This is a genomic window from Acinetobacter sp. MYb10, from assembly GCF_002980175.2.
Classification (GTDB): domain Bacteria; phylum Pseudomonadota; class Gammaproteobacteria; order Pseudomonadales; family Moraxellaceae; genus Acinetobacter; species Acinetobacter guillouiae.
Genome location: NZ_CP058272.1, coordinates 1,329,269 through 1,355,765, shown reverse-complemented (window position 1 = coordinate 1,355,765; position 26,497 = coordinate 1,329,269). Strand labels below are relative to the sequence as shown.

Genomic DNA, 26,497 nt, shown 5'->3' with positions numbered 1-26,497 from the left:
TCTGCTACTTAAGTAGCAGATCAATCAATTTTTTGGTTGGAGTGGTAAAAATGAGTAGGTGGATCGTCAATATTATAAAAAGTCATATTTTGATTGGTGGCTTAACCATAATGTCCGCTGCCTTCTCAGGTGTAGTTCTTACAGGAACACGTGTAATTTTTCCTGATGGCCAAAATGAAAAAACGATTTACTTACAAAATAAAGATCAATATCCAAACCTTGTACAAATTTGGCTAGATGAAGGGGATGAAGATTCTACTCTTGAAAAAAGCAAAGCTCCCTTTGTTGTTAGTCCACAGATTTTTCGGATAAATCCAAATACTGGACAAACTGTACGCTTAATATTTACGGGTGAGGAAAACGTCTCAAAGGATGTTGAGTCACTGTTTTATTTGAATTTTTCTGAGTTTCCTGCACTAAAAAAACAAGACAGCGATAGTAGCCGTTTAATGATTGTATTTAAGAATCGTGTCAAGGTTTTTTACCGTCCTAAAAATTTGAAAGGTTCTACAGCAGATGCTTATAAAAAAGTTCAATTTGCCTTGGGAAATGATGGAACAAAAAAGCAATTAAACATTCAAAATTCATCTGAATATTATGTGAATATTAAAGAATTAAGTTTAGTTGCTGGAAATAGCGAAATCGTGGTGAAAAAAAATGACTTAATTGCTCCAAAAGCTAAAGTTAATTGGGTAATAAATAATAATACGCATAGTTTAAAAGATTCAAAAATTAAACTTACCCTTGTTAATGATTATGGTGCTTTAGTCGTCCACGAGATTCCTCTGAATAAATAATAAGCGAGTATAATATTATGTTTGCTGAATATTTTGGCCGTAGAAGCTTATTGTCTATATTTTTAGTAGGTTACTTGATTGGTGGTTATAATTCTGCCGATGCAAATGATCATGTTAATAACGATGGTGAATATATATTTGATCAAGCATTATTCCGTGGGCAATCTGATCATCAAATTAAGCTATTAGAACGTTTAAGTGAAAAAGAAGATATATTGCCAGGCTTTTACAAAGTGGATGTTTTTGTTAACAAGCAAATTATTGAACGTATGGATTTAAAGTTTGTAGAAGACCAACAAAAAAATATTTCTCCATGTTTTGATTTAGTTGCTATAGAAAAATTAGGAATTTCAGAGCAAATTTTGATAAATATTAAAAAACAGCAAGATCAATGTGTTCTCTTATCAAATTATATTCAATCCAGCTCAATAGATTTTAATTTTGAAAAGCTTCGACTTGATATTAGTATCCCTCAAAATGATATGCATAATATTCCACGGGGTTATGTTAATTCATCCCAATGGGATGCGGGTGAAAGTATTGGCTTTATCAATTATCTGGGTAATTATTATCATACTTCATATCAATTACACGACCATTCGCAGACTCAATCTGCTGCATACGTATCATTAAATGGTGGTGTAAACATTGGAAAATGGCAATATCGTCAACAGTCTAATATTAATTATAGTCCAGAAATAGGGACAAAATGGACCAATATTCGTAGTTATATTTCTCGCCCTATAGAACCTATTCAAGGTGTACTGACTTTAGGGCAGACCTATAGTTCTGGAAAGTTTTTCTCAGGGTTAAGTTTTAATGGATTGAGCCTTAGTTCCGATGAAAGGATGTTACCTGATTCATTACGAGGCTATGCACCAACGATTCAAGGTATAGCTAAAACCAATGCAAATGTTTCTATATTGCAAAATGGTAAGGAGATTTATCAGACAACAGTAGCGCCAGGCGCGTTTAAAATTTCTGATTTATATCCTACAAATTTTAATGGTGATTTAATCGTTAAAGTTAGAGAAGCTGATGGAACGATTTCTCAGTTTAGTGTTCCATTTTCAGCTGTACCTGAGTCTCTACGTTTAGGTGCTTCACGTTATAACTTAGATGTAGGGAAAACTCGTGATATTGGAGAGGACACTTTTTTCTCTAATCTTACTTATCAACGAGGAATAAGTAATAGCGTCACTTTAAATTCAGGATTACGTTTAGCAGATGGTTATCAAGCTGGCCTCTTAGGCGGAACATATGCATCACATATCGGTGCTTTTGGTGCTAACTTAACTTACTCTAGAGCAAATTTACCTGATGAAAATATAATAACAGGTTGGATGACTAACCTGACCTATAGTAAGACTTTTCAGCCTACCAACACGACAGTATCTTTAGCAGGCTATCGTTATTCAACTGAAGGATATAGAGATCTAGGCGATGTTATTGGGCTGAGGAATTCTTATAAACATGGTTATCGTTGGGAGTCATCGACTTACCAACAACGCTCCCGTTTTGAAATTACGCTGAACCAAAGCCTTGGTGATTATGGGATATTATTTTTATCAGGATCAGCACAAAACTACCGTGATGGTCGTGATAATGATGTACAGGCACAAATTGGATACGGCAAAGCATTTCAAAATGGTTTGACGCTCAATCTGGCTGTAATGCGACAACGTTATGCTTATGACAATATCATCAACAATAGATTTGATGAAATAGATTCAAAACTACTTGATAATCGTCAAGATACCTCAGTGAATCTTTCCTTGAGCTTTCCTTTAGGACGATACAAAAAAGCAAATTTACCGAATTTAGATTTAGCTTACTCACATGCTGAAAACGCTAAAGAGTTTTATCAAAGTACATTATCTGGTTCTTTAACTCAGGATCAATCACTGAATTATGCAGTAGGTCTCAGCCATGATCGAAATATGCAAGTGACGACTTGGAATACAAATCTCAATAAACGTCTAGACAATAGTAATTTAGGTCTAAATGCTTCAATGAGTGATAACTACTGGCAAGTTTCAACTAATCTGCAAGGCGCATTAGCGGTGCATTCTGGAGGGATCACATTTGGTCCATACCTTGGTGAAACTTTTGCTTTAGTTGAAGCCAAAGGCGCTGAAGGTGCACGACTCTTCAATGGTCAAGGTACACGAATTAATCATCAAGGCTATGCACTTATTCCTGCAATTACACCTTATCGCTATAACAATATTTCATTAGAACCAAAAGGCATTTCTGATCGTGTTGAGATTGAAACAAATGATCAACGTATTGTTCCCTATGCTGGTGCAGCGGTAAAAGTAAAGTTTAAAACCAGAATGGGTTATCCATTACTCATCCAAGCAAAATTGGATGCTGATGAATTTGTTCCTTTAGGTGCTGATGTAATTGATTCGCAAAATAATGTGATTGGAATGGTGGGGCAAAGTGGTCAAATGTATGTTCGTACTCCAGCAAAGCAAGGGGTTCTAACTGTCAAATGGGGCGAAGAATCAGATCAGAAATGTGATGTTCATTATCAGTTGAATGATGAACTTCTTAAACAAACGATTATTCGTCTGGAAGAAACGTGTAAATCTGGAGAGTTGAAATGATCCGCATACAATTCAAAATATTAATTTTATTGGGATTCTTTTTATCTATCTTTGCCCATGCTAACTGTACAAAAGTGGGAAACTTTCTAGCAACTGATGGTACTACTGCACCTATTGTGTTTGGAAAAGTAAACTTAACAAGTTTATATTTACAACCTGTTGGGAGTTTAATGGGGAGTGCTGTTGTCCCTCCAACAAGTTATACCTATGGTGGAGCGAATGCCTCGACAGTATTTTGGGAGTGTGACCTTACAGATTTACCGAATATCCAATTCTTGGTAGCTACAAATGGTGATGATCGAGTAGGGGGCTATTGGGATTTGGGTGGACTGTATGATGGGCTTCCCAATGTATATGCAACTTACTATAAGTATGTTGGTCTTAAACAAACAATGGATGGGGTGGTTTTAACTCGCTATTGGAAATCCTTGCCAGTCAAAAATTACCAAACTGTCGGAAGTAAAATACGAATTAGACTACAAGATATCCCATCGCTTTATGCAGAACTCTATAGAGTTAGCCGTTTAGCACCTCAATCTGGTTCAGGTAGCGCTTATTGTGGAACTGGTATAGACAATCAAATCACGGTGGGTTCATATACCTGTATACAGCCTAATGCATATATTCAATTAAAAGGACCGGGTTTAACCAGTGATAATGTTGGAGAAGATTCGAATACAAATTATAGATTTTGGGGGGTAAATAATGGGATAGGCTATGGAATGCGCTCTGGAAACTCACTTGCGAATCAGCCAACTTGTGTTGCTCGAAATGCGACTCCTATTGTTTTTTTCAATACGATTAATACTCTAGCGCTTGGTGCAAATCAATCTGTACAAGAGAACTTTAATGTATCTATTGAATGTTCCAATCAAGTTACTTCAGGTACAGCAAGTAATCAGACTGCTATTGGTATACAGACTTCAAATGGTGCATTTGCAGCAGCACAACAATTAGGTTTAGTAAATGCCCAAAATGGTGTGACTGCTTTACTCTCAGATAATTATACTGATGCACAGTCAGCAAAAGGTGTAGGAATTTTCTTAAAAAACACAAATACTGGGACAGATATGAATTTTGTTGGTCAGCCAGGTTTAGCAGGTGGGGGTACTGCAGCTGGTTGGTATCCTGTACTAAGTGGAGCGCAAACAGGGGCATCAACAGAGTCAGGCTATACGCATTATCTACATAATTTTACCGCAATCTTAAAAAAACTACCTGGAACTGAACCAATTAAAGCTGGGAAAGTTAATTCCACAGCATATGTATTAGTTAAGGTACAGTAATGAAAATAACAAAATTTACACTATTATGTATTTGTTTGTTTTATTCATTTCTATGTCAAGCTGGGGTATTGGCTGCTAAAACACGGGTAGTTTTTAAGGACGGTGAGCATGAACAAAGTCTAATGTTAGCAAATACTAATGACTATCCTATTATTCTACAAACATGGGTTGATCAAGGAGAAGGGGATCCTGATATTAATAATATGCCGTTTCTAATATTACCACCTTTTGTAAAACTCGCATCAAATGACATTCACGGGCTTAGAATTTTATATAATGGCAAGGCTCTACCAAACGATAGAGAAACTGTTTTTTGGTTAAATCTATATGAAATACCAATGATTAAGCGCCATAGCGATCAAGCTGCGTATATGAATTTAGCAATGAATACTCAGCTTAAATTATTTTATCGTCCTAAACAGATCGCAAAAATGTTGCCTGAAATGATTGTAGAAAAAATACATTTCAAAATCGTTGAACAAGATAAAAAAAATTATATCGAGTGTGAAAATCCCACGCCTTATCATGCTTCATTGATCAACTTAAAAATTGAAAGTTCTTCTCAAAAAATATATATACAATCAGAAATGGACATGATGTGCTACCCGTATTCAACTAAACGTTATGAAATAGCTGGTGAACTTAATAAAAGTGATAATTTATATAAACTTAGCTTTAATTTTCTTGATGATGATGGTAATGCAATTCACTTTCAGAAAAATCTGAACCCATTTAGCTAATGATATAGAACCTTGGTATAGTTCTATATGTTCTAATAAAATCTGATGCTTAGCGATTAATCTTTTTTAGATGTACAGGGGAAATTAAAGATGAAGCGTATTTATAGTTTGAAGTCTGTGACGAGCGGTTTAATTGATTTGTTAGAGCTTTTTGTTTTAAAAAAAAATTTAAATGTCGCTAAAATTTCAAACAATTTGCATGAATACAAACGAATTCCATTTACTGAATGGTTAGCAATGTTGAAAGCAATTGAAGAAAAATATAATAGACCATCTCTAGGATTAGAAATTGCTAGATATGTAAAACCTTCACATTTAGGTATTTTAGGATACATCGGCTTATCATGTGAAAGCTTATATGATGCACTGCCTTTTTTTATTAAATATCAAAGGCTCTGTTATGACTTTATGCAAATGGAAGTTTCTATTGAAGATGAAAGCCTTGTTGTTTCATGGGAGTTTGATGCAAACTTTAAAGCGGGTAAGTTAGCGGATGAGACAATGATTGCTATATTTTTTAATATTGTAAACATCATTGTAGCGCCCAATGTTGTGAAGTTGAACAAAGTGGAGTTTGTATTCGATCGACCCAAAAATCCACGTACTTATGAAAAATATTTTGATTGTAATATTGAGTTTTCAAAAAATAGAACAAGGATGTTTTTTGCGAAAAGTAATTTAGAGTTGCCAATAAATAAGGCTGATCCTGTTTTAAAAAATATTTTAAATAGGCAAGCAGACATTTTGTTGACGGAGCTACCAGAGGTGAATTCATTTGATGAGTTGGTGCAACAAAATATTATCAAAGCTATTCATCAAGGTAATATCAATATTGAATATGTTTCCAAAAAAGTAGGTCTTCCTACGAGAATTTTTCAATACAAATTACAAAAACAAGGTTATACATTTAAGCAACGTCTTAACCAAGTTAGAAAAGGACTGGCATTACAATACCTTGAGGACAGGTCATTGAACATTAATGAAATATCAGCTTTGCTCGCTTATAATGAACAAAGTTCTTTCAACCGAGCATTTAAAACTTGGTTTGGTATGAGTCCAATACAATGGAGAAAAGATTTTAATAAAGATGCTATTTGAATTTGGTAAAGTTAAAGAATTATATTTGTTTTGTTAAATTCACTAAGTTTTATTAGAAATGGCCCAGAAATTACTTCTGTTAAATTTACATGTACTCGCTCAAGCCTGATCTGACAGTTACCCTTTTTTAGTGTGTCTGTTAGGTTAAATTTGAGCTAGATTCTTTTCAGCCCAAATTCGCTTCCCTTCAAATAATGTTTCTAGTGGTGTGTGACCACTGCACATTTTTCTCCTGATAAGTTCGTTCAGTATTATAGAATTTTGCCAAACGTCTAGAGCAGCTTGTAATTCCGCTAATGTACTATATAGCTTCTTCCTAAATGTAATTTGATAAAACTCTTGCAAGATCGTCTTTATGGAAACGCTCGCATATTCCATTCGTTTGTGGGAATGCTGGTTTTGTTTTTGTGTGATCAATATCATTGATGGCTAAACATAGCTCATAATTATGTTGTTCAACCTTACCGCAATATCCAATACCATATCTGTCAGGATACGCAGCATTGGTAGATCATGTGACTGATAAAATGGTATACAGGATCATTTAAAAAGATCTGCTGCTGTAATCTGTATTTTCGTTGTATAGAGCTTGCGAACGACTTTGCTGTAGGTGTCGATGAAAGTTTGTTGAAAGATTCGACCAACACCTTTGAGATTGCCAATGTAAAAGATATCTTGTGCTCTAAGATATTCTGGATGGTGTGTTTCTTTCATGTTTACCTTTGGCTTGTGTATACGATTACGTTTTGGAACAAAGCTATTGAGAGATTTCATCGATTTATCAAGGCTTGGCAGTAGAAGATGAATGGCTTGTATGATAGGTTTTAGATACGGGTTTGTTGATCTGTGAATGATATTGCTGAACAAGGCCATGCGGACTGGTTTTACAACAAAGTTCAATAAGAAAGGTTGATTAGGCTTTGAATGAGCAAGGTGTAGGGTACCTAGATTAGGTGTTATTACTGATTTATCTATTTTTGCCACGCAACTTTAATGAAGCAAAACTGTTTTTAAGTGCTGAGAAATAAAATGATGAAGGTATTAAAACAAAGCTCTGTAAGCATAAGCTCTGAAACAAAAAGCCAGTTTGAATCTATTTTATCAGCACATTTACCTGAATCGAAATTAGTTGATCAGTTTCAAAGACACAAAAGAAAACTAAGAATTTCGTTGACTGATCGATGTAATTTTAAATGCAGTTATTGTATGCCTGATCATCCGACCTGGTTAGCTAAACAGGATATTTTAAGTTTTGAAGAACTTTATAGATTTTGCGAAGTGATGATTAAGCTTGGCATCACTCAAATTCGCTTAACGGGTGGCGAGCCGTTGATGCGAAAAGGGCTGGTTAATTTTATTTATACGCTCAATACGTTAAGACCCTTAGGTTTACAACGTGTCTCAATGACGACGAATGCTTATTATTTAGAAAAATATGCAGTTGAGCTAAAACAAGCTGGGCTTGATGATCTAAATATAAGTTTAGACAGTGTTGATCCAGACACTTTTTTTAAAATGACTCAAAAACCCTTAACACCCGTATTAAAAGGAATTGAGGCGGCAAAAGCTGCAAATATCCCAATTAAACTCAACTGTGTTTTGGTCTATGGAGAGAATCATCAGGAAATATTGCCATTAACTGAGTGGGCTTATAGAAATGACTTTGAACTACGATTTATTGAATACATGCCATTGGATCAACCTGAGCATTGGAAGCGTGAGAAAGTCGTGGTTGAGGATGACATTATCAATATACTTTCGCCATATTTTCGCATCGATAAATTAGAGCGAAATAATGACCCAGCCACAATATATACACTCAATCAACGTTTTAAACTGGGTATTATTTCCACCATCAGCAAGCCTTTTTGTCAAAGTTGTGATCGTTTGCGTTTAACCGCGACGGGTGAGTTATTTACATGTTTGTTTGCCAATACAGGTATTTCTGTTCGACATTTATTGGATAAAGCTCAGGGAAAACAATTGATAGCAACAATTTTGGGTACGGTTTGGCAAAAAAAGGCAGGCTATATTGCTTACCAAGCTGCACCCATTCGTAAGATTAGTATGCATTCTATTGGCGGTTGATTTTATACATAGAGATAGAATTGTATATGCTTTTTTATTTGAAATGAATCGCTTATCGTGAAGTTGTGTATTATTTAAATTGACAGGATTTTTTATGAAAAATGTAGGCATGAAGCCTGAGAGTTATCGTATTGCTACTGCAAGTTCAGAGTTATTCGCGCCTCCGCATTGTTTACAATTATTAGCAGAGGGTAATACTGAAAAAGGCGATGCACTAAAAACAGCACGAATCGCAGGGATTCTTGCAGCCAAACGTACTGATGAGCTTATTCCGCTTTGTCATCCTTTACCTATTTATCGAGCTGATGTCGATTTTGAAATACTAGCAGATCGCGTCAAGATTACGGCAACCGTAGAAACGATTGCGCCAACTGGTGTTGAAATGGAGGCTTTAACTGCCGCAAGTCTGGCTGCGCTCACGATTTATGACATGTTGAAACCGCATTGTGAACCAGATGAACTGATGATTGGTCATTGCAAACTTGAATTGAAAAAGGGCGGGAAATCGCACTATAAACGTCATCTTCGACAAGCTGTATCAGCTGCAGTCATTGTTTTATCAGATAGTGTCGCTTCTGGCAAAAAACCTGATACTGCGGGACGTTCTGTGGTTGAAACCTTAACTGAGGCTGGATTTGATCCAATTCACTATCAAATCATCGCTGATGAGCCTTTGCAACTAAAACAATTGATTGCAGAATTGGTGCAATCTTATGGATGCATCATTACGGTGGGTGGGACAGGCATAGGTAAGCGCGATATTACTGTTGATACGATAGAACCATTATTGGAAAGAGAGCTGAATGGTCTGATGGAAGCGGCACGTGCTTTTGGGCAAAGACGGACACCTTATGCTGCAATGTCTCGTGGTGTAGCTGGTTTTATTGACCGATCATTAGTTATTACGTTACCAGGAAGCCGTGGTGGTGCTTCTGAATCTATGGCAGCGATTTTACCTGCCTTGGTGCATATCTTTGATGTATGTCGAGACTTACCACACCCAGGAGGTTATGAATGAGTTGTTCTGGTCAAGGATTAATAGGTTTAGATCAAGCATTGGCAGCTTATTCTACGGTTGAATCACGAGCGGTTCAGACTCTGCCACTGGTAGAAGCACATCAACATTATCTGGCACAAGATGTCCTGTCTGAGATTGCATTACCTCTATTTACTCAGAGTGCAGTAGATGGCTATGCCTTAAAAAGCGAAGATATTCTTGCCGGTATTACCGTGTTTGAATTGGTTGGAGAAATACGCGCAGGTATTGAAGAATATGTTCAGATTGAGTCTGGACAATGTGTTCGAATTTTTACAGGCGGTAAATTACCAGATTCGGCTGATACAGTTGCCAGACAAGAAATAGTATCTAAACTAGATAGCCGAATCAGCTTAAATCAAGCGCTTAACAAAGGGACGGATATTCGTTATCAAGGCGAAGAATTATCCATTGGGACAATATTGGCAAAGCAGGGCCAATATCTAAAAAGTGGCTTAGTTGCATCACTAAGTATGGCAGGGGTAAAAGAGGTCAGTGTTTTTAACCATCCTCGTATTGCTGTATTGATTACAGGGGATGAAGTCAGCAAAAGCCTTGATAATAGCGCTCAGGTTTTTGATGCGAATTCGCCAATGGTTTTGACATGGTTGAAGGAAAGAGGTTTTTACTCGATCCATTTAGAACATGTGATAGATGATGAAACTGTCTTGAAAAAGGCTTTAGCAAATGCCTTAGATCATTACGATTTAGTTATCACGACTGGTGGGGTTTCAGTTGGAGATTATGATTTGATTCGTCCTGTTTCTCTTGCATTAGGGGCAAATGAAATTTTTTGGCAAGTTGCTCAGAAACCAGGCAAACCGATTTATTTTGCTGAATATAAAAAACCAAACCAGTCTTCCTATTTATTAGGGTTGCCGGGGAATCCAGCAGCAGTATTTGTTTGTTTAGAAATCCATGTGTTCACTTTGCTTAAAGCAATGCAAGGTTTAAAAGAAGCCAAACCAGAATGGGAGAAGGCAAGCTTAAGCGAAGCTGTAAAGGGTGATAGTCGAGAACAACTGTTGCGTATGAAATTGAATGTTGATGAGCAAGGGCAACTTAGTGTTTCAAAACTCAAAAAACAGCAATCGCATATGCTAAGTAATTTAAGTGAAGCGAATGTCATTGGTCGAATTCCAGCATTTAACAATGCTGAAAATTGCCCCAAATTCATTGAGTTCATTCGTCTTTAGTATTTTGAGTCTGATACGCTTGGGTAACAATAAAATGTCTCAATATCCAAATACTGACTTAGTCATTTTAGCTGGTGGTCAAGCTAGACGGATGCAAGGTAAAAACAAACTTTTGCAGCAGTTTGATCATGAAATGCAACTGCTTAAAATCTACAATCAATTTTGTGATGAGGTTGCGAAAATTTGGGTGAATAGTCATCAGGACTGTATTGTTTATCAGGAGATCATCGCTGAAATAGCCTGTTTTTCAGATGATCAGGCGGGATTTTTAGGGCCATTAATGGGAATGAAAAGCGCATGGGCACATGTAACTACAGATTATATTCTGTTCATTCCCTGCGATATTACTTTTATCCCTAAAGATGTCTTATCAAAAATGCATCAAGCTTTATTGGAGGCAGAAAATTCTCAAGCTGTATTTATCTCTATAAACGAACAAAACCTTTACCCCTTTTGTTTGTTGAAAAGAGACAGCTTAGCTACGCTCGAAAAGCATTTGGCTAATGAACAATTAAGTATTCGAAAATGCTTTGATGATTTGAATCCAAAGGTCGTTAAATATGAAAACCCTATAAGTTTTCATAGCATTAATTCAGAACAGGAGTTAAGACTATACCGTGAAGAATTACACATATTCAGTCGTTCAAATTCAATTTAGTTCACCCTAAATACTCATTGTGGCGCTATGCTTAAGTAAAGGTGTTAAATGGCAGAGATTCAAATTAAGATTGAAACTTATGGTGCAATTGAAAGACTGTTACCTAAAGATTTAAATTTTTCTTGTGTTGAAAATAGTATGGTCTCAGAAATTTTGCAGCAAATTTCTGATCAATATCCTGATTGCGCTAGTCTTTTAGAGAAGTGTGCATGTGCGATTGGTGAAGAAATTATTCCCCGTCGACATCGATTAACAAACCATTGTACATTGGTTTTATTATCCCCTGTAGCAGGAGGCTAACATGACAAATGGATCTCGGATTAAGGAAACGGATCTGAGTTTAGATGATTTTAAAACCATTGATCATTTTCCTGAATGTGGTGGTATTGGAATTTTTATTGGAACGGTTCGAAATCACCATGAAGGTCGCAGTGTTAAGGCATTAAAATATACTGCTTATACGCCCATTGCTGAAAAAATGATTCGTGTAATTGAGCAAGAAATACAAAACAAATATGCAGTATCATATATTCAGGTTATTCATAGAATTGGCGCTCTAGATATCGGAGGCAAAGCAATCATCGCAGTGGCTTATGCGCCGCATCGAAGAGAAGCTTTTATGGCGTGTGAAGAGGCTGTAGAACGTGTAAAACATGAAGTTCCAGTATGGAAAGAAGAGTTTTACTCAGATGGTTCCAGTGAATATGTTGCTGGCTGTTGTATCCGGAAAGATGATGATGTTGCACATAAACATCTTCATTTGAATTCACATTCTCATTAAGTCGTTGTAAATTAAGCAGCTTAAGTTATAAGAATGATTATTATGAAAAGTTACCATGTAAAGTAAATGAATTTTTTCTTGAGCTGATTTTTTAATCAGATAAGCCATTAAAGAGGGCACTCAAATGAACGATTTAGAAAAAAATAAACCTGAAACAGAAGGTCAAGAACGCCATATTCAGGAGAATACCAATTTCGCGCGTATCGAACCCTATACGCACCCAGCTGGTGGTTGGGGCGCTTTGTTGAGTGTTGCTAGAAATTTAAAAAGGCAAGAAGTCTTTGCCAAAGGCTCAATTACATTAATGAATATTAACCAGCCGACAGGTTTTGACTGTCCTGGTTGTGCATGGCCTGAGAAAAAAGATACGCACGCATTTAACTTTTGTGAAAATGGTGCAAAAGCTGTTGCATTCGAAGCAACCAGTAAACGAGTTACTCCAGAATTTTTTGCGCATCACACGGTGAGTTGGTTAGCTGAGCAAAACGATTTTTACCTCGAAGATTTGGGGCGACTCACAGATCCAATACGTTATGACGTGGCTACAGATAAGTATGTCCCAATTTCTTGGGATGATGCATTTAAGCTTATCGCTCAACATCTTCAAGCTTTGGATCATCCAGATCAGGCAGCATTTTATACGTCTGGTCGGGCAAGCAATGAAGCGGCTTTCTTGTACCAGTTATTTGTCAGAAGTTATGGAACAAATAACTTCCCTGATTGTTCAAATATGTGTCATGAAACCACCAGTATTGGTTTGAAAGATTCAATTGGGCTTGGCAAGGGGACCGTTACTTTAGATGATTTTGATCAAGCGGATACCGTATTTAGCTTTGGGCATAATCCTGGTACCAACCACCCTCGAATGTTAGGAACTTTACGTGAAGTATCGCGTAGAGGTGGAAATATTATTGCGATTAATCCAATCAAAGAACGTGGGTTAGAGCGTTTTCAGGATCCTCAAGCAGCAATTGAGATGATGACGAATGGCAGTACGCCCATTAGTCGCTTTTATTTTCAGCCGAAAATTGGCGGAGATTATGCACTTTTGTTGGGTATGATGAAGCATCTTCATGAATGGGATAAACAGGCAATACTCGCAGGTAAAAAGGGGGTATTTGATCGGCAGTATATTGCTGAGAATACTGTTGGCTTTGATGAAATGCTAAAAGAAGTTGACCGAACAGAATGGCGTGATATTTATCAGTATTCAGGCCTCTCTTCGGAAAACTTAGAATCAATTGCTAAAATGTTTTGCGAGTCTGAGCGTTCAATTTTTTGTTGGGGGATGGGCATAACACAACATAGACACGGTACAGCGAATGTTCATATGTTGGCTAATTTACTTTTGGCGAAAGGACAGATTGGTCGTCCGGGAGCAGGCCTATGTCCAGTTCGTGGGCACAGTAATGTGCAGGGTGATCGGACCATGGGGATCAACGAGTTACCAAGTGAAAAAATGTTGGATGATATTGATCGTGTGTTCAACATTAAATCGCCACGTAAACATGGCTATGGTGTGGTAGAAACGATTAAAGCGATGTATGAGGGCGATGTTAAAGTCTTTATTGCTTTAGGCGGGAATTTTGCAGTTGCGACACCTGACACCCCATATACTCAAGAAGCGCTAAAACGCTGCTCACTTGTTGTAAATATTGCAACAAAACTCAATCGTAGCCATCTCGTGTGTGGTAAAGACGCCTTGGTTCTTCCATGTCTAGGTCGTACCGAATTGGATAAACAACTGAAAGGAAATCAGGCGATCTCAGTTGAAGATTCAATGAGTAATGTGCATTTATCCGCTGGGCGCAATGAACCTGCATCAAAGAACTTGCTTTCAGAACCTGATATTGTTGCACGAATGGCTGAAGCGACATTACCTGACTCTAAAATTAAATGGCGTTGGTATGTTGAGGACTATGATCGTATACGTGATTCTATTGAAGAGGTTTTTGAGGAATTTAAAGATTTCAATGGACGAGCCTATCAACCGGGTGGTTTCCATCTGATTCATCCTGCCAATGTTAAAGTTTGGAATACCCCCGTGGGTAAAGCACAATTCCTCATTACGCCATTAAGCCAAGTCTATAATGATCAAGAAAATCAATTTTCTGCCCAGTATACGAAAAGCAAAGTCTACACTTTAATGACGATTCGTTCGCATGATCAGTACAATACGACCTTATACGGCCTAGATGACCGCTATAGAGGTGTGTTTGGCCAGCGCCGTGTATTATTTATAAATCAACAAGATATTGATGAAGCTGGTTTTGTTGCTGATCAATGGGTTGATATTGAAAGTGTATTCTCTGATGGGGTAAAAAGAGTCGTGAAAAGTTTCCGAATCGTTCCCTATAACATTCCACCAGGAAGTCTGGCCGCTTATTATCCTGAAACCAATCCACTGGTTGCGCTTTCAAGTCATGATCAATATGCCAAGATTCCAGCTTCAAAAAGTGTTCCTGTTATTTTACATGCTGGAGATGCACCTGAGCACTTCAATTTATTTACTGAAGTCGATCCTGAGAATGCAGAAAAAAAGGTTGAGATTTAATTATTTACTGGTTTATTGCAGGAAACGTGAAATTGGATAGTAACCTATGGTTGCTATCCTAAATTGTAAGGAAAGCTCAAGTTGGAACCACAATTTTCAGGTTATGCGTCAGTTCAAATTACACGATTTGATCAAGATAAAACAGATGTTCAGTTTGATCAGGTTGTTCAAGAATATCCTATCGCATTGGTTTATAACGGTATATCTCATGCTGTGATGATGGCTACACCAACTGATATCGCTGAATTCGCAAAAGGATTTAGCCTTTCTGAAGGAATAATTGCAAGTTTAAAAGAACTTTACTCGCTTGATATTATTCACAACAATTTTGGTATACAGGTTGAGATGAAAATTTCATCAAAAGCTTTTATGGCATTAAAACAACACCGCAGAATGCTGATTGGTAGAACAGGATGTGGTTTATGTGGTATAGAAAGTCTTCAACAACTTCAATTTTCATTACCAAAAATTAGTTCTACAATTCAATCAGAATGGTTAAGAGAAATTCCTAACGCAATCAAACAATTAAAAAACCAGCAAAAGATTACCGCTGTGACTGGCGGAGCTCATGCTGCTGCTTGGGTTGTGGAGGGGATCATTCATGCTATTTTTGAAGATGTTGGACGACATAATGCGCTAGATAAATTACTGGGCCATATCTCAGCAGAGAACTTTGATTTGTCAAAAGGATTTGTGGTGATGACCAGTCGAGCAAGTTATGAACTGATTAGAAAGTGTGTTGTATTAAATATCGCATTACTAGCAACAATTTCTGCGCCTACCAGTCTGGCAATAGAGATGGCACAAGCTTCAGGTCTCACATTGGCAAGCTTTTGTCGGGGTGACGGTTTCGTCCTTTATAGTCAGTAATGCTTAGCGATCAATTTTTTGTTATTCAAAGGAAGATGTCGATGAAAAAATTTTTATTTAGTTTAAGTTTGCTTGCCATGGGCCATGCTTATGCAGAAGATACAATCACAGTTTATGCTGCAGCCAGTTTAACCAATGTTCTAGCAGAACTAGATCAAAAATATGAAAAGAAAAATAATATAAAAATTAAAACATCTTATGCAGGTTCATCGACACTGGCAAAACAGATTGAAGCAGGGGCGCCAGCCAATTTATTTATCTCTGCCGATGAGCAGTGGATGAATTATTTACAAGATAAAAAATTGATTAATCCTAAAAATAGAAAGAATTTACTTGGTAATCGTTTGGTATTGATTAGCCCGAAAAATCAAAACATACAATTCAAAATGACCCCGTCATTTGACCCAACTACTGCATTTAAAGGCAAGCTTTGTACAGGCGATACGAAAAGTGTTCCTGTTGGAAAGTATGCAAAGCAAGCTTTGACCTCATTGCAGTGGTGGGAAAAAATTCAGCCGCGTTTAGTTCAAGCAGAAGATGTTCGCGTTGCACTGAATTTTGTGGCACGTGGGGAATGTAATGTGGGGATTGTTTATTTAACTGATGCTGCAATTAGTCCAGACGTTAAGGTTATTGCTGAGTTTCCGTTAAACACGCATACACCGATTGTTTACCCAATGGGGATGGTAAAACCGACCCCTGAAACTGTTAAGTTTTATCAATATTTACAAAGCAATGAAGCTAAAACCATATTTAAGAAATATGGTTTTAGCGTTCTCAATTAGAAATCGGTTATGTTTGATGTACTGTCACCAGCAGAAATTGAAGTTTTAAAACTCTCTTGTAAAGTTGCTGGTTTTTGTCTGATTTTTAGCTTGATTCCAGCCATTATCGTTGGCTGGATTTTGGCACGTAAAGATTTTTTCGGAAAATCATTATTTGAAACATTGATTTTTTTACCTTTGGTGTTACCGCCAGTTGTGCCAGGTTTTTTACTTTTACAAGTTTTTGGTAATCGAGGCTTCTTAGGGAAATATTTAACGGAGTTCGGCCTAGATTTTGCATTTAATTGGAAAGGTGCAGTCTTGGCTTCGGCAGTGATGGGATTTCCATTATTGGTCCAATCGATTCGTCTGGCGATTGAACTTGTTGATCAAAAGCTAGAAATGGCTGCAAAAACTTTGGGTGCATCTGCATTTTCAACTTTTATGCATGTGACCTTGCCTTTAGCGAGTAGCGGTATTTTAATTGGTGCAATCTTATGTTTCTGTCGTAGTTTAGGAGAGTTTGGCGCAACAATTACTTTTGTGGGGAATGTTGAAGGTGAAACCAGAACTTTACCCCTTGCGATGTATAGTTTGATGCAACAGCCTGATATGAATCATGCATTGCAACGTCTGATTATGATTTCATTGACTGTGGCATTTTTGGCATTATGGTTTGCACAGTGGTTTCACCGCTATCAAAAGAAAAAACAGAGTTAACGTAATGCATTTCGATTTTAAAATAACCCTGAAATTTAATAAATTTAATTTAAATCAGCAATTTAAGTCTGATGAAAGTGTTGTGGGATTATTTGGACATTCTGGTTCAGGTAAAACCAGCATTTTAAATGCGATAGCTGGCTTACATACGCCACAACAAGGCTGGATCAAAGTGAACCGAGATACTTGGTTTGATCATGAAACAAAAATAAATATCCCCACTCAAAAACGCCGTGTGGGGTTAGTCTTTCAAGATGCCCAATTATTCCCACATAAAAATGTTATGGGAAATTTAAAGTTTGGATATAACCGAATTGATGTTGAGCGACGTCAATTTGAGTTGGACTATATCATTGAATTATTAAAGCTAAGCCATCTACTTGATCGGATGCCAATACACCTCTCTGGAGGCGAAAAACAACGCGTGGCATTGGGGCGTGCGATTTTATATTCGCCGAATATTCTGCTATTAGATGAACCTTTATCTGCATTGGATGCAGAGCATAAAGCTGAAATTATTCCATTCTTTCAACAAATAAAGAATGAGATTAAAATTCCTATGTTATATGTGACTCATGATATTGAGGAAGTCAAACTGTTAACAGATACCATTTGGCACTTATCATGATTGTCGATTGGGTTTAATTTGAAAAGTTCATCTTATATTTTTTCTAGAACTAGAAGAAATAACGTCGCATGCTATGGAAGCCAGTTAGGTGTTTCAGCTGATCAAACATCATGCTAAAAAAATAAACGATAGAAAATAATACAAAATATACGTAAAAAGGTTCACAATATTCTAAATGAGTAAATGGAACTCCTTAAAAAAATACTCAAGCTCATTAGACGGAGGCTTTTGGTCGTTTAAAAATTACATACCTTAGAATATTCTTTAAAAAATTTAAAAATTACTTTGATTCATGGTTTTAATAGGTATTTAACTAAACCATATATGATAGGGCGTTACTGAACCCTTTCTGCTAGATAGTCGCTATGATCAACAATTAAGTAAATTTTAAATCAAACTTTTTTGCACCACTTTTTTCAAAACGATCTTCGAATTTATATTCATAATACCTTTAATTTTATTGAGTTTGTTGATGATAAATTGTGAAAAAGAATCTAGGTCTTTTGTTGCCACCCACAATACATAGTTGGATTCGCCAGTAATAATATAAACGTTGATTACTTCATCAAAATCCCTAATTTGAGTCATAAAGGTGTGATGATCTTCATCGGTAAGATGAGCCAACTTGATTTCAACCATTGCCTCTATTTTGATACCCAATTTCGCATAATTTATTTTCGCTTGGTATTTTTCAATAATTCCATTTGATTCCAAAATCTTTACTCTACGATGACAAGCAGAAGCAGATAAGTGCACAAGATCAGCCAGATCTTGATTGCTTAAGCGTGCATCTTCTTGCAACAGTTTTAGAATTTTAAGATCAATAACATCTAAATCCATGATGGGATATCCTTCAAATATAATCCATTTAATTAGAATTATATATCAAAATATAAGAAAATGACTAGATACTATCGAATAAATCATATTTTCATCATGATAATATTTAACTAAATAAAGGACGATTTCCATAAGGAGAAAACATGATTACACGTGAACAATGTCAAGTTTGGGATAAAGAAGACCCACTAGCACAATTTAAAAACGAATTTTCACTTCCAACAAATGTTATTTATCTTGATGGTAATTCATTAGGTGCTCGACCCGCCAAATCATTAGATTTAGCACAACACGTTATTTCTCAAGAATGGGGCAATGACCTGATTAATAGCTGGAACACCGCAGATTGGTGGGGATTATCTACGCGTTTGGGAGATAAAGTTGCTGAATTAATTGGTGTAAATGCTGGTGAAACGGTTATTTCCGATTCAACGACATTAAACCTTTTTAAGGTCTTATCTTCAGCTGTGAAAATTCAAGCAGAAAAGGATGCTTCACGTAAAGTAATTATTGCTGAGAAGGATGCCTTTCCAACGGATATCTATATCATTGAAGGATTTTTGGATCTTATTCATCAAGGCTATCGTTTGGAATTAATTGAAAACGAAAATGACTTAGATGTACTCTTAAATCAAAACGATGTTGCTGTGGTGGTGCTTTCACATGTGAATTATCGTACTGGCTATTTGTATGACATGAACGAAATTAACCAAAAAATTCATGCTCAAGGTGCTTTGATTATTTGGGACCTTTGTCATTCTGTTGGTGCTGTTCCGATTGAATTAAATCAGACAGATAGTGATTTTGCGATTGGATGTACTTATAAATATTTAAATGGTGGCCCTGGCTCTCCAGCTTTACTTTGGGTTAATCCGAAGCATCACAATACGTTCTGGCAACCCTTATCTGGATGGTGGGGGCACAACAAACCTTTTGATATGGCTCAAAACTATGAACCAGCAGTAGGTATTCGTCGTTATTTATGTGGCACTCAAAGTATTATTTCAATGAGTCTCATTGAGTGTGGTTTAGATATTTTCCTCAATACCAGCATGGAGAAAATTCGAACAAAATCGCTAAAGCTGACAGATTTATTTATGGCTTTAGTCGAGCAAGAATGTACTGACTTTGGATTCGAAATGATTACCCCAGTTGTTCATAAACATCGTGGTAGTCATGTGAGTTATAAACATCAATTTGGTTATGAGATTATCCAAGCTTTAATTAAGCGCGGGGTAATAGGTGATTATCGAGAGCCTGAAGTATTGCGTTTTGGAATCACCCCTTTATATCTCGGTTTTGTTGATATTTGGGATGCTGTACAGCACCTAAAGCAAGTCATGATATTAGGTGAATGGGAGAACAGCGAATATCAAGTTCGCGGGCAAGTCACTTAATTTAAGTTGCTTTATTAACAAAAATACATTTACCCAGGAGGGGTTTATGAATAATTTTGATGAAATTCAAACTAGGGAATCGGGCCTACATAAAAAATTGACTGCAAAGCAAATGAGTATGATTGCCATTGGTGGTGCGATTGGTACTGGCTTATTTATGGGAAGTAAGTTTGCGATTAGTTATGCGGGTCCTGCAGTTATTGTCAGTTACGCTATTGGTGGATTAATCGCTTTTGCACTGATGGCATGTCTTGCAGAAATGACGGTTCAGCACCCGACCTCAGGATCTTTTGGAGCTTATGCAGAACACTATATTAGTCCATTAGCTGGGTTCTTAGTGCGTTATAGTTATTGGGCTTGTATGGTTCTTGCTGTTGGTACTGAAATTACCGCTGTCGCTGATTATATGAAAATGTGGTTTCCAGATGTTCATGCTTGGTTCTGGATCATGTTTTTCTCAGGGACTTTGCTCGCGGTTAATGCTTATAGTGTTAAAGCCTTTGGACTGGTTGAATATTGGTTCTCTACCATTAAGATTTTTGCCATTATTGTATTTATATTACTCGCAATTGGAATTCTCACGCAAAATACTGAGCAAAGCCATATCACGGCTCATTTAACTGATCATGGGGGATTTTTCCCAAATGGTTTTAGTGGGGTCTGGATTGGTGTCATTATTTCTATTTTTAGTTATCTTAGTATTGAAATGATTGCTGTGGCAGCAGGTGAAGCTGCTGATCCAGAAAAAGCGGTAAAATATGCGTTTAAGAGTACGGCTGTACGGTTGATTCTATTCTATTTACTGTCACTATTTTTAATTGTGACGCTAGTACCATGGACTGAATTGATTGGAAAAGATGCAACTAGTCCGTTTGTTACAGTCATGAGACTGGTCGGTATCCCATATGCGGACAGTATTTTAAACGCTATTGTTGTTGTGGCCGCACTTTCAGCGATGAACAGCATGCTCTACATTTCAACCCGCATGCTTTTTAGTTTATCACGTGCAGGAGATGCTCCAAAAATCTTTGGAAAAATCCGCAGCAATGGTGTGCCTATAAATGCATTAATGCTGTCTGCTATAGGGATTGGAGTTGCGAGTGTAGTTTATAGCATTAATCCAGAGTCAGCATTTCCTATCATGATTGCACTTTCCATGTTTGGTGCATTATTTACTTGGGGAAGTATTTTTGTAACACATATTTTTTTCCGAAAACATCTTGCAAGCCATCAAACGGTACTGAAATTTAAAATTCCAGCAAGTCGACTTATTTCTGTACTAGGTTTGGTCAGTATATTTAGCATTATGATTACAACTTGGTTTACCGACGAGTTTAAATCAACATTGCAGTTTGGTATTCCATTTTTAATGGTGTTATTAATAGTTTATTGGTTTAAAAAGAAAATTTCTTGAACGAATGGAATAATATTAAAACAATTCACTGTCTATTAAATCGTGGAATGGGTGATAAGGAATAGTCTTATAACAATGCAAGATAGCATGTTAAACATCAAGCAATTTATTGAGGTCTAATGACATTAAGCTTTTATATAGGTGAGTAGCATAATGTTAGCTAGACCCAGTGAATAGGATGGGATCTATAAAATAGAATATAATGAGTGATTTTTCATTATTATTTAAATTTTATTCAAAATATCGTTGTAATTAACCTAAAAATTAGAAAGATTGTTCAAAAATGATTGTTAAAATTATGATGAGTAAAATGTAAAACCTTAAGTGAAGGACTCTCTTTCTGGCTGAGATTAATAGAAAACTAACGCTATTAACTCAATAGTTTTGCTTTGAAAATACCGTAATGGATGAAATTACAGAAAATGATGTGCTGTGATTTTTAAAGACTGTTTTATATAAAGGGAATTAATATGAAAAATTTAAAAAAATATTTGTGTGTTGCTATTTCAACTTGTTTTATTGGCCAATTGAGTTTTGCAGCAGATGAACAAGCTTTTAATCGTACTGATACACAATCAAAGAGTTTAAAGAGTGCGACACCGAGTTATTTGCAGCGTCAAGCTAAACGAGTTAGAGCGACTCCACCGCCACGCGATGGTATGTATCTTGTTATGTTGGGGACTAGAGCAGGACCTTTCCCAAGTCTAAGGGCTGCGACATCAACAGCACTGGTTGTAGATGGTCAAGTCTATGTTATTGATGCAGGATCAGGTTTGGTACAACGCTTTTATGAAAGTGGTCTGAATTTTGGCGATGTGCGTGGGATTTTTATTACACACTTGCACTCTGATCATGTGGATGATCTCTATCCATTTGTGAATGTTAACTTCCCTAACTGGAAATATGGCAAACAAGAAATTGCATTGATTGGACCAGATCGTGCTGACTCGAATGGTAAATTAGGTGATGATGCTGGATTTGGTCATTTACCAAATACTAAATTAATCCATGCTGAGGACCCAACGCCAGGCATTAAAGAATTAATGCAGCTGCATTTTGCTGCGAATGCTTATGATATGAATAATGCAATTCACACAGTACGTCGTGCAGATGATCATCCACGAGATTTAACAGGAACAAATGGTCAAGGGATGTTAAATATTATGGCATTACCTGCACCTAAAAATGCCAGTCCTAGCAATATGTCACCTGTGATGAATCCGATACAGGTCTATCAAGATGATTATGTAAAAGTGACAGCAGCATTGGCTCAGCATCCACTGGTATATCCAGCTTGGTCTTATCGCTTCGATACTAAATATGGATCGGTCACATTTAGTGGTGATACTGCTCCAAATGAAAATTTACTTCGTTTGGGTAAAAATACCGACATTTTGATTAATGAAGTGATGGATGTAAATGCAGCCGTAGCAGTGTTTGCAGGTACACCTTTAGAAAAAACCATGACGACACAGATTTTAGATGGTCATACAGCGATTATTTCAGGAACAGATCCTCGTAATCGTAAAGCAACCTTAGGTGTGGGTGCATTTGCTACGAAAATGGGGGCTAAGGGATTGGTATTGAACCATATTTGGCCCGATAATGAAAAAATTAATAGTGAATATCTACAAACAACAGCAGGGCGTGAGTTTAAAGGTCCTGTCCATGCGAGTGAGGATCTTGATGTAATTAATATTGCTGAATTCATCCAGAATCAAGGGAATACTCATAAAAAATAGTTTTATGACGATATGCAATCTAAAACCGAATTGGTTATCCATTTCGGTTTTTTTGAAGAGAATAAACCAAGAGAAATTTGGTTTTTAATAACACATAAAATCGATGAGATAATCCTAAAGTCGTATTAATATATTTTTCTAAAATTTCTAATAAATGTGATATTAGGTTCAGCTAATATGCACATTAATAGGAGATTATCGAATAAATTATTAAAAAACTATAGTAATATGAGTAATTATAAAATTTTGATACTTTGAGTATTTTGCCGTAAATGTGATCTTTAATATTATGGTTGTTGATGTTCTGAATTGAGTAAGTAAAAAGTTTAAACAATTTTAATCATAATTTTCATATTACATTGAAATACACGGATAATATTTAATTGTTATAAATTTCATCATGGTTAGAAAGGATAGTCTAACGATTTAAATCTGAATGACAAGGATGTAGAAATGTTAAAAAGAACATTAAAAATTGTGTGTTCCACATGGGTAATACTAAATGCAACAACAGTATCTGCTGAAGTTGAGCTGATCCACCAAGATCAAATTTTTTCTGATCAAGATAGTTTTACAGTTAAAACACATGGGAGCATGCGCTTACAAGCTTTAAACTTTGATCAATATAATGCCAACAATCAAAGTCAAAAATATCGTAGAAATGGTTATAGTGCTGCGAGCCGTATGTATTTAGATCTTGATTATAAATTGGATGAAAATACACATTTAATTGCAGGGTATCAAAATTATTTTAATTTACCAAAAATCTTGGATTGGGATGGTCATTATGCTAAGAATGATGAAGAGTTCACAACGATTCAAGCATATGTGGGTATGGAAAATTCTCAATATGGCACATTAAAGTTTGGCAAAATGTATAGTATTTACCATGATGTCGTTGGAGTAAAAACAGATCTTTGGGATTACGATATGCTAGGTCAAGTTTCTACGTGGAGTCCTTTTTCATTTCATGATGGTACATTAGTTTCAAGTAAAACATTACGTTATGAAAAGAAAAATCAATATGTTGATTTTTATGCAGCGTATTTATTTGGAGATGAAACCTCACTGAACAACTTCCACTATAAGTTGAAATCAGGTGAAGAGATCGCAACCGATGTTCATTTGAGCAAAAATTTACATTGGGGAACTTCTTATAAACATAATCAAGTCAGTTTATCTGATTCACAAGATAATCATGATCTATCTCAACATGTAATCGCTACAGCTTTATATTATTTTGATGGTCAATGGATGTGGGGAGTGGGAGCAGGATGGTATAAAAACCTAGTGCCGAATAATCTTGCGCGCAATCAGCCAGCACCTTATGGCGTAGAACATTATTTGGATACTGAAGCTTATGGTATTGAATACTATGCAGGATATAAGTTTAAAGTGCAAAATTATGGTATTCAATCGATACAACCTTATGTTATGGGTGATCATATTAAATATACTCAAGGTGAGGATTTTTCAAGACGCGATTTGGGAGTAGGTATGGCATTGCGCTTTAATTATGGTATTGGTTTTGACTATGAACGATTATATACCAGTGATAGTAAAGCAACGCCTGATCTGCATTTATTTAGACTTCGTTATCAATGGTAATCATCAGTAGTTTTCTTGCATAAGTTTTTTTAAAGCATAAATCTATAATAAACCTATCATTCTAGCCTTCTTCAAAGTGGAGAAGGCACTTTGAATAGCAGTATGATTTTCTTAACATGCTTATTTTTGATTTATTCAATAGAGGTCGAATTATTTTAAATAATTTTGATTATTAGATGTAAGCTTTAATAAATAATGATAAGTATTGCAGGTTATATTGAGTATCGCTACAAGTTAAGGTGAATTAGAGTCAATAGCCTCATAATTTTTCATTATGTTGAAGATAGCTTAAATAAACAATATAGATGATGGGAATTCTAGTTTTTTGGATATCTTAATATCTATGCTTATATTTTTAATCACAAGCTAAAGAAAATAATATTTTTTATGTTGTAGTCAGATTTTTAAACGCTGGAGACATTTTGCAAGGGGACTTATTTTAGTAATAATTTCATACTCAAATAGTATATAAGTTCTCAATTAAATTTGTTATAAAGAAAGATACAAAATTGATTTTCTACATTGTTTATGGATAAACAGAGCTTAATATTTTAAGTAAAGGAATTGGCACGTAATTTGCCCCTTAACAAGTATTGAGCGTTAGCTAGGTGAAAAGAATATGTTATCACTAAGCCAAGAGATGGATCTAAATCACTATTCCCGTCAGGCAGAATTTGCACACAGTTTAATGTCCTCAATATGTGGGGAGCATCACTTAGATACATGCGGTCGAAATGTCTTGGATTTTCATTATGAAGGGATTCGATTACCCCACAAGCGTATGGCGATCGGTAAGATCAGCTATGGTGCAAATGTACTCATTAACACGTCTAATTTAAGGGCATATAGTATTAGCTTGCCGATTCAAGGTAAGCAGACTTTAGCAATCAATGGCACCAATTATATTTCCAGTGCTGATAAAGGGCTAATTTTATCTAATGCAGATTTACAAGATTTAGCGATTGATAAAGATTGTAAAAAATATCAAGTGGTTATTCCTGAAAAAAGTATGCAGAAGGTGTTAGGCGAATTACTACGTCGGTCTGTTGAAGAGCCCGTGGTTTTCAATCCTGAAATGAGTTTGAAGATTGATCAGGGTATCGGGATGTGGTGGCAAAATATTGATCATTTTTTGTTGCTGCGATCTCAATACAAAAGTATGCAGGGCTTACAACTTTGGTCAGAGGATTATGAAAATTTCCTGATTAAAGCTTTATTACTCTCGCAAGAAAATAATTATTCAAGCTTGTTAAGATCCTTATCTGATCAACAAGCGCCAGAATACTTACGTAAGGTATGCGACTATATTCAGAAGTATGCCCATGAGGAGATTCGTGCAGAAGATTTGCTAAGATTAGCTGGCGTATCAAAGTCTAAATTATATGCTGAATTTCAACAGTATTATGGAACAAGTCCTTTGACTTTTTTACGTAGATATCGTTTACAACAAGTTTATAAGACCTTAAGTACCTCTATGGATAAAAATATTTCCATTTCAAAATTAGCTTTTGATTGGGGATTTAATCACTTGGGCCGTTTTTCGCATGAATATCGTGAAGAATTTGGAGAGAATCCAAGTGAAACTAAGAATCGAGTAAAAATATGATGCATAATCCATCGACAATTAAATTCACACGCGCTGTTTGAGTTAGATAGATGTGGAAATAA

The 26,497-nt window shown here is 36.1% G+C and carries 22 protein-coding genes and 1 pseudogene; 21 read left to right on the top strand and 2 right to left on the bottom strand.

Annotated elements, in window-relative coordinates; genetic code table 11:
- Positions 1 to 50: 50 nt before the first annotated feature.
- The 5 genes from CQZ96_RS06360 to CQZ96_RS06340 all read left to right on the top strand — a co-directional run bounded on the left by CQZ96_RS06360 (position 51) and on the right by CQZ96_RS06340 (position 6,533).
- Positions 51 to 797, top strand: a complete 747-nt coding sequence (locus CQZ96_RS06360) for a molecular chaperone (protein ID WP_105714270.1) — start codon at positions 51 to 53, stop codon at positions 795 to 797.
- A gap of 17 nt (positions 798 to 814) precedes the next feature.
- Positions 815 to 3,409 (top strand): fimbria/pilus outer membrane usher protein, encoded by a 2,595-nt coding sequence (locus tag CQZ96_RS06355; RefSeq protein WP_004721680.1) that lies wholly within the window; start codon positions 815 to 817, stop codon positions 3,407 to 3,409.
- On the top strand, positions 3,406 to 4,695 hold the full coding sequence (locus CQZ96_RS06350; protein WP_004721678.1) for a fimbrial protein: 1,290 nt from the start codon (positions 3,406 to 3,408) through the stop codon (positions 4,693 to 4,695). The genes CQZ96_RS06355 and CQZ96_RS06350 overlap by 4 nt, the downstream gene beginning before the upstream one ends.
- Positions 4,695 to 5,435 (top strand): molecular chaperone, encoded by a 741-nt coding sequence (locus CQZ96_RS06345; RefSeq protein WP_004721676.1) that lies wholly within the window; start codon positions 4,695 to 4,697, stop codon positions 5,433 to 5,435. Before CQZ96_RS06350 ends, CQZ96_RS06345 begins: the two co-directional genes overlap by 1 nt.
- 90 nt (positions 5,436 to 5,525) lie before the next feature.
- Positions 5,526 to 6,533, top strand: coding sequence for an AraC family transcriptional regulator (locus tag CQZ96_RS06340; RefSeq protein ID WP_056515336.1), 1,008 nt, complete (start codon positions 5,526 to 5,528; stop codon positions 6,531 to 6,533).
- Between the two features lie 144 nt (positions 6,534 to 6,677).
- Here the strand turns inward: CQZ96_RS06340 and CQZ96_RS06335 are convergent.
- A pseudogene (locus CQZ96_RS06335) lies at positions 6,678 to 7,241 on the bottom strand (integrase core domain-containing protein); the annotation flags it as partial.
- Between the two features lie 321 nt (positions 7,242 to 7,562).
- Between CQZ96_RS06335 and moaA the strand changes: the two are divergent.
- From moaA to CQZ96_RS06280, 11 genes are all read left to right on the top strand, one after another.
- Entirely contained in the window at positions 7,563 to 8,621 is a 1,059-nt protein-coding gene (gene moaA / locus CQZ96_RS06330; protein WP_105714271.1) for a GTP 3',8-cyclase MoaA, read from the top strand.
- A 94-nt stretch (positions 8,622 to 8,715) separates the two neighbouring features.
- Positions 8,716 to 9,639 (top strand): bifunctional molybdenum cofactor biosynthesis protein MoaC/MoaB, encoded by a 924-nt coding sequence (gene moaCB / locus CQZ96_RS06325; protein ID WP_105714272.1) that lies wholly within the window; start codon positions 8,716 to 8,718, stop codon positions 9,637 to 9,639.
- Complete coding sequence (locus tag CQZ96_RS06320; RefSeq protein WP_105714273.1) at positions 9,636 to 10,853, top strand: molybdopterin molybdotransferase MoeA; 1,218 nt, start codon at positions 9,636 to 9,638, stop codon at positions 10,851 to 10,853. Before moaCB ends, CQZ96_RS06320 begins: the two co-directional genes overlap by 4 nt.
- 34 nt (positions 10,854 to 10,887) lie before the next feature.
- The gene (gene mobA, locus CQZ96_RS06315; RefSeq protein ID WP_105714274.1) at positions 10,888 to 11,511 is read left to right on the top strand and encodes a molybdenum cofactor guanylyltransferase; all 624 of its coding nucleotides are present in this window, start codon (positions 10,888 to 10,890) and stop codon (positions 11,509 to 11,511) included.
- A 48-nt stretch (positions 11,512 to 11,559) separates the two neighbouring features.
- Complete coding sequence (locus CQZ96_RS06310) at positions 11,560 to 11,811, top strand: MoaD/ThiS family protein (RefSeq protein WP_004820361.1); 252 nt, start codon at positions 11,560 to 11,562, stop codon at positions 11,809 to 11,811.
- A 1-nt stretch (position 11,812) separates the two neighbouring features.
- On the top strand, positions 11,813 to 12,292 hold the full coding sequence (locus CQZ96_RS06305) for a molybdenum cofactor biosynthesis protein MoaE (RefSeq protein WP_105714275.1): 480 nt from the start codon (positions 11,813 to 11,815) through the stop codon (positions 12,290 to 12,292).
- Positions 12,293 to 12,416: 124 nt separating this feature from the next.
- Positions 12,417 to 14,846: an FdhF/YdeP family oxidoreductase gene (locus CQZ96_RS06300; RefSeq protein ID WP_105714276.1), complete on the top strand. Its 2,430-nt coding sequence runs from the start codon at positions 12,417 to 12,419 to the stop codon at positions 14,844 to 14,846.
- A gap of 81 nt (positions 14,847 to 14,927) precedes the next feature.
- Complete coding sequence (fdhD, locus tag CQZ96_RS06295; protein WP_004721657.1) at positions 14,928 to 15,716, top strand: formate dehydrogenase accessory sulfurtransferase FdhD; 789 nt, start codon at positions 14,928 to 14,930, stop codon at positions 15,714 to 15,716.
- A gap of 41 nt (positions 15,717 to 15,757) precedes the next feature.
- Positions 15,758 to 16,501 (top strand): molybdate ABC transporter substrate-binding protein, encoded by a 744-nt coding sequence (gene modA / locus CQZ96_RS06290; RefSeq protein WP_004721655.1) that lies wholly within the window; start codon positions 15,758 to 15,760, stop codon positions 16,499 to 16,501.
- 9 nt (positions 16,502 to 16,510) lie between these two features.
- Positions 16,511 to 17,200, top strand: coding sequence for a molybdate ABC transporter permease subunit (gene modB, locus CQZ96_RS06285; protein WP_004820372.1), 690 nt, complete (start codon positions 16,511 to 16,513; stop codon positions 17,198 to 17,200).
- 4 nt (positions 17,201 to 17,204) lie between these two features.
- Complete coding sequence (locus tag CQZ96_RS06280; protein WP_004721651.1) at positions 17,205 to 17,828, top strand: molybdenum ABC transporter ATP-binding protein; 624 nt, start codon at positions 17,205 to 17,207, stop codon at positions 17,826 to 17,828.
- Between the two features lie 387 nt (positions 17,829 to 18,215).
- On the opposite strand, the gene gigD is transcribed toward CQZ96_RS06280, so the two are convergent.
- Positions 18,216 to 18,668, bottom strand: coding sequence for an Lrp/AsnC family transcriptional regulator GigD (gene gigD / locus CQZ96_RS06275; RefSeq protein ID WP_004721649.1), 453 nt, complete (start codon positions 18,666 to 18,668; stop codon positions 18,216 to 18,218).
- Positions 18,669 to 18,811: 143 nt separating this feature from the next.
- Here gigD and kynU point away from each other — a divergent pair, with 143 nt between their 5' ends.
- The 5 genes from kynU (at position 18,812) to CQZ96_RS06250 (ending at position 26,435) form a co-directional block, all read left to right on the top strand.
- Positions 18,812 to 20,065 (top strand): kynureninase, encoded by a 1,254-nt coding sequence (kynU, locus tag CQZ96_RS06270; RefSeq protein WP_105714277.1) that lies wholly within the window; start codon positions 18,812 to 18,814, stop codon positions 20,063 to 20,065.
- Positions 20,066 to 20,111: 46 nt separating this feature from the next.
- Entirely contained in the window at positions 20,112 to 21,479 is a 1,368-nt protein-coding gene (locus CQZ96_RS06265; protein WP_105714278.1) for an amino acid permease, read from the top strand.
- Positions 21,480 to 21,949: 470 nt separating this feature from the next.
- A complete protein-coding gene (locus CQZ96_RS06260) occupies positions 21,950 to 23,221 on the top strand; it encodes an MBL fold metallo-hydrolase (protein WP_105714279.1) in 1,272 nt (423 codons plus the stop codon).
- Positions 23,222 to 23,674: 453 nt separating this feature from the next.
- Complete coding sequence (locus CQZ96_RS06255; RefSeq protein ID WP_105714280.1) at positions 23,675 to 24,829, top strand: porin; 1,155 nt, start codon at positions 23,675 to 23,677, stop codon at positions 24,827 to 24,829.
- Between the two features lie 619 nt (positions 24,830 to 25,448).
- The gene (locus CQZ96_RS06250; protein WP_105714281.1) at positions 25,449 to 26,435 is read left to right on the top strand and encodes an AraC family transcriptional regulator; all 987 of its coding nucleotides are present in this window, start codon (positions 25,449 to 25,451) and stop codon (positions 26,433 to 26,435) included.
- Positions 26,436 to 26,497 lie beyond the last annotated feature (62 nt).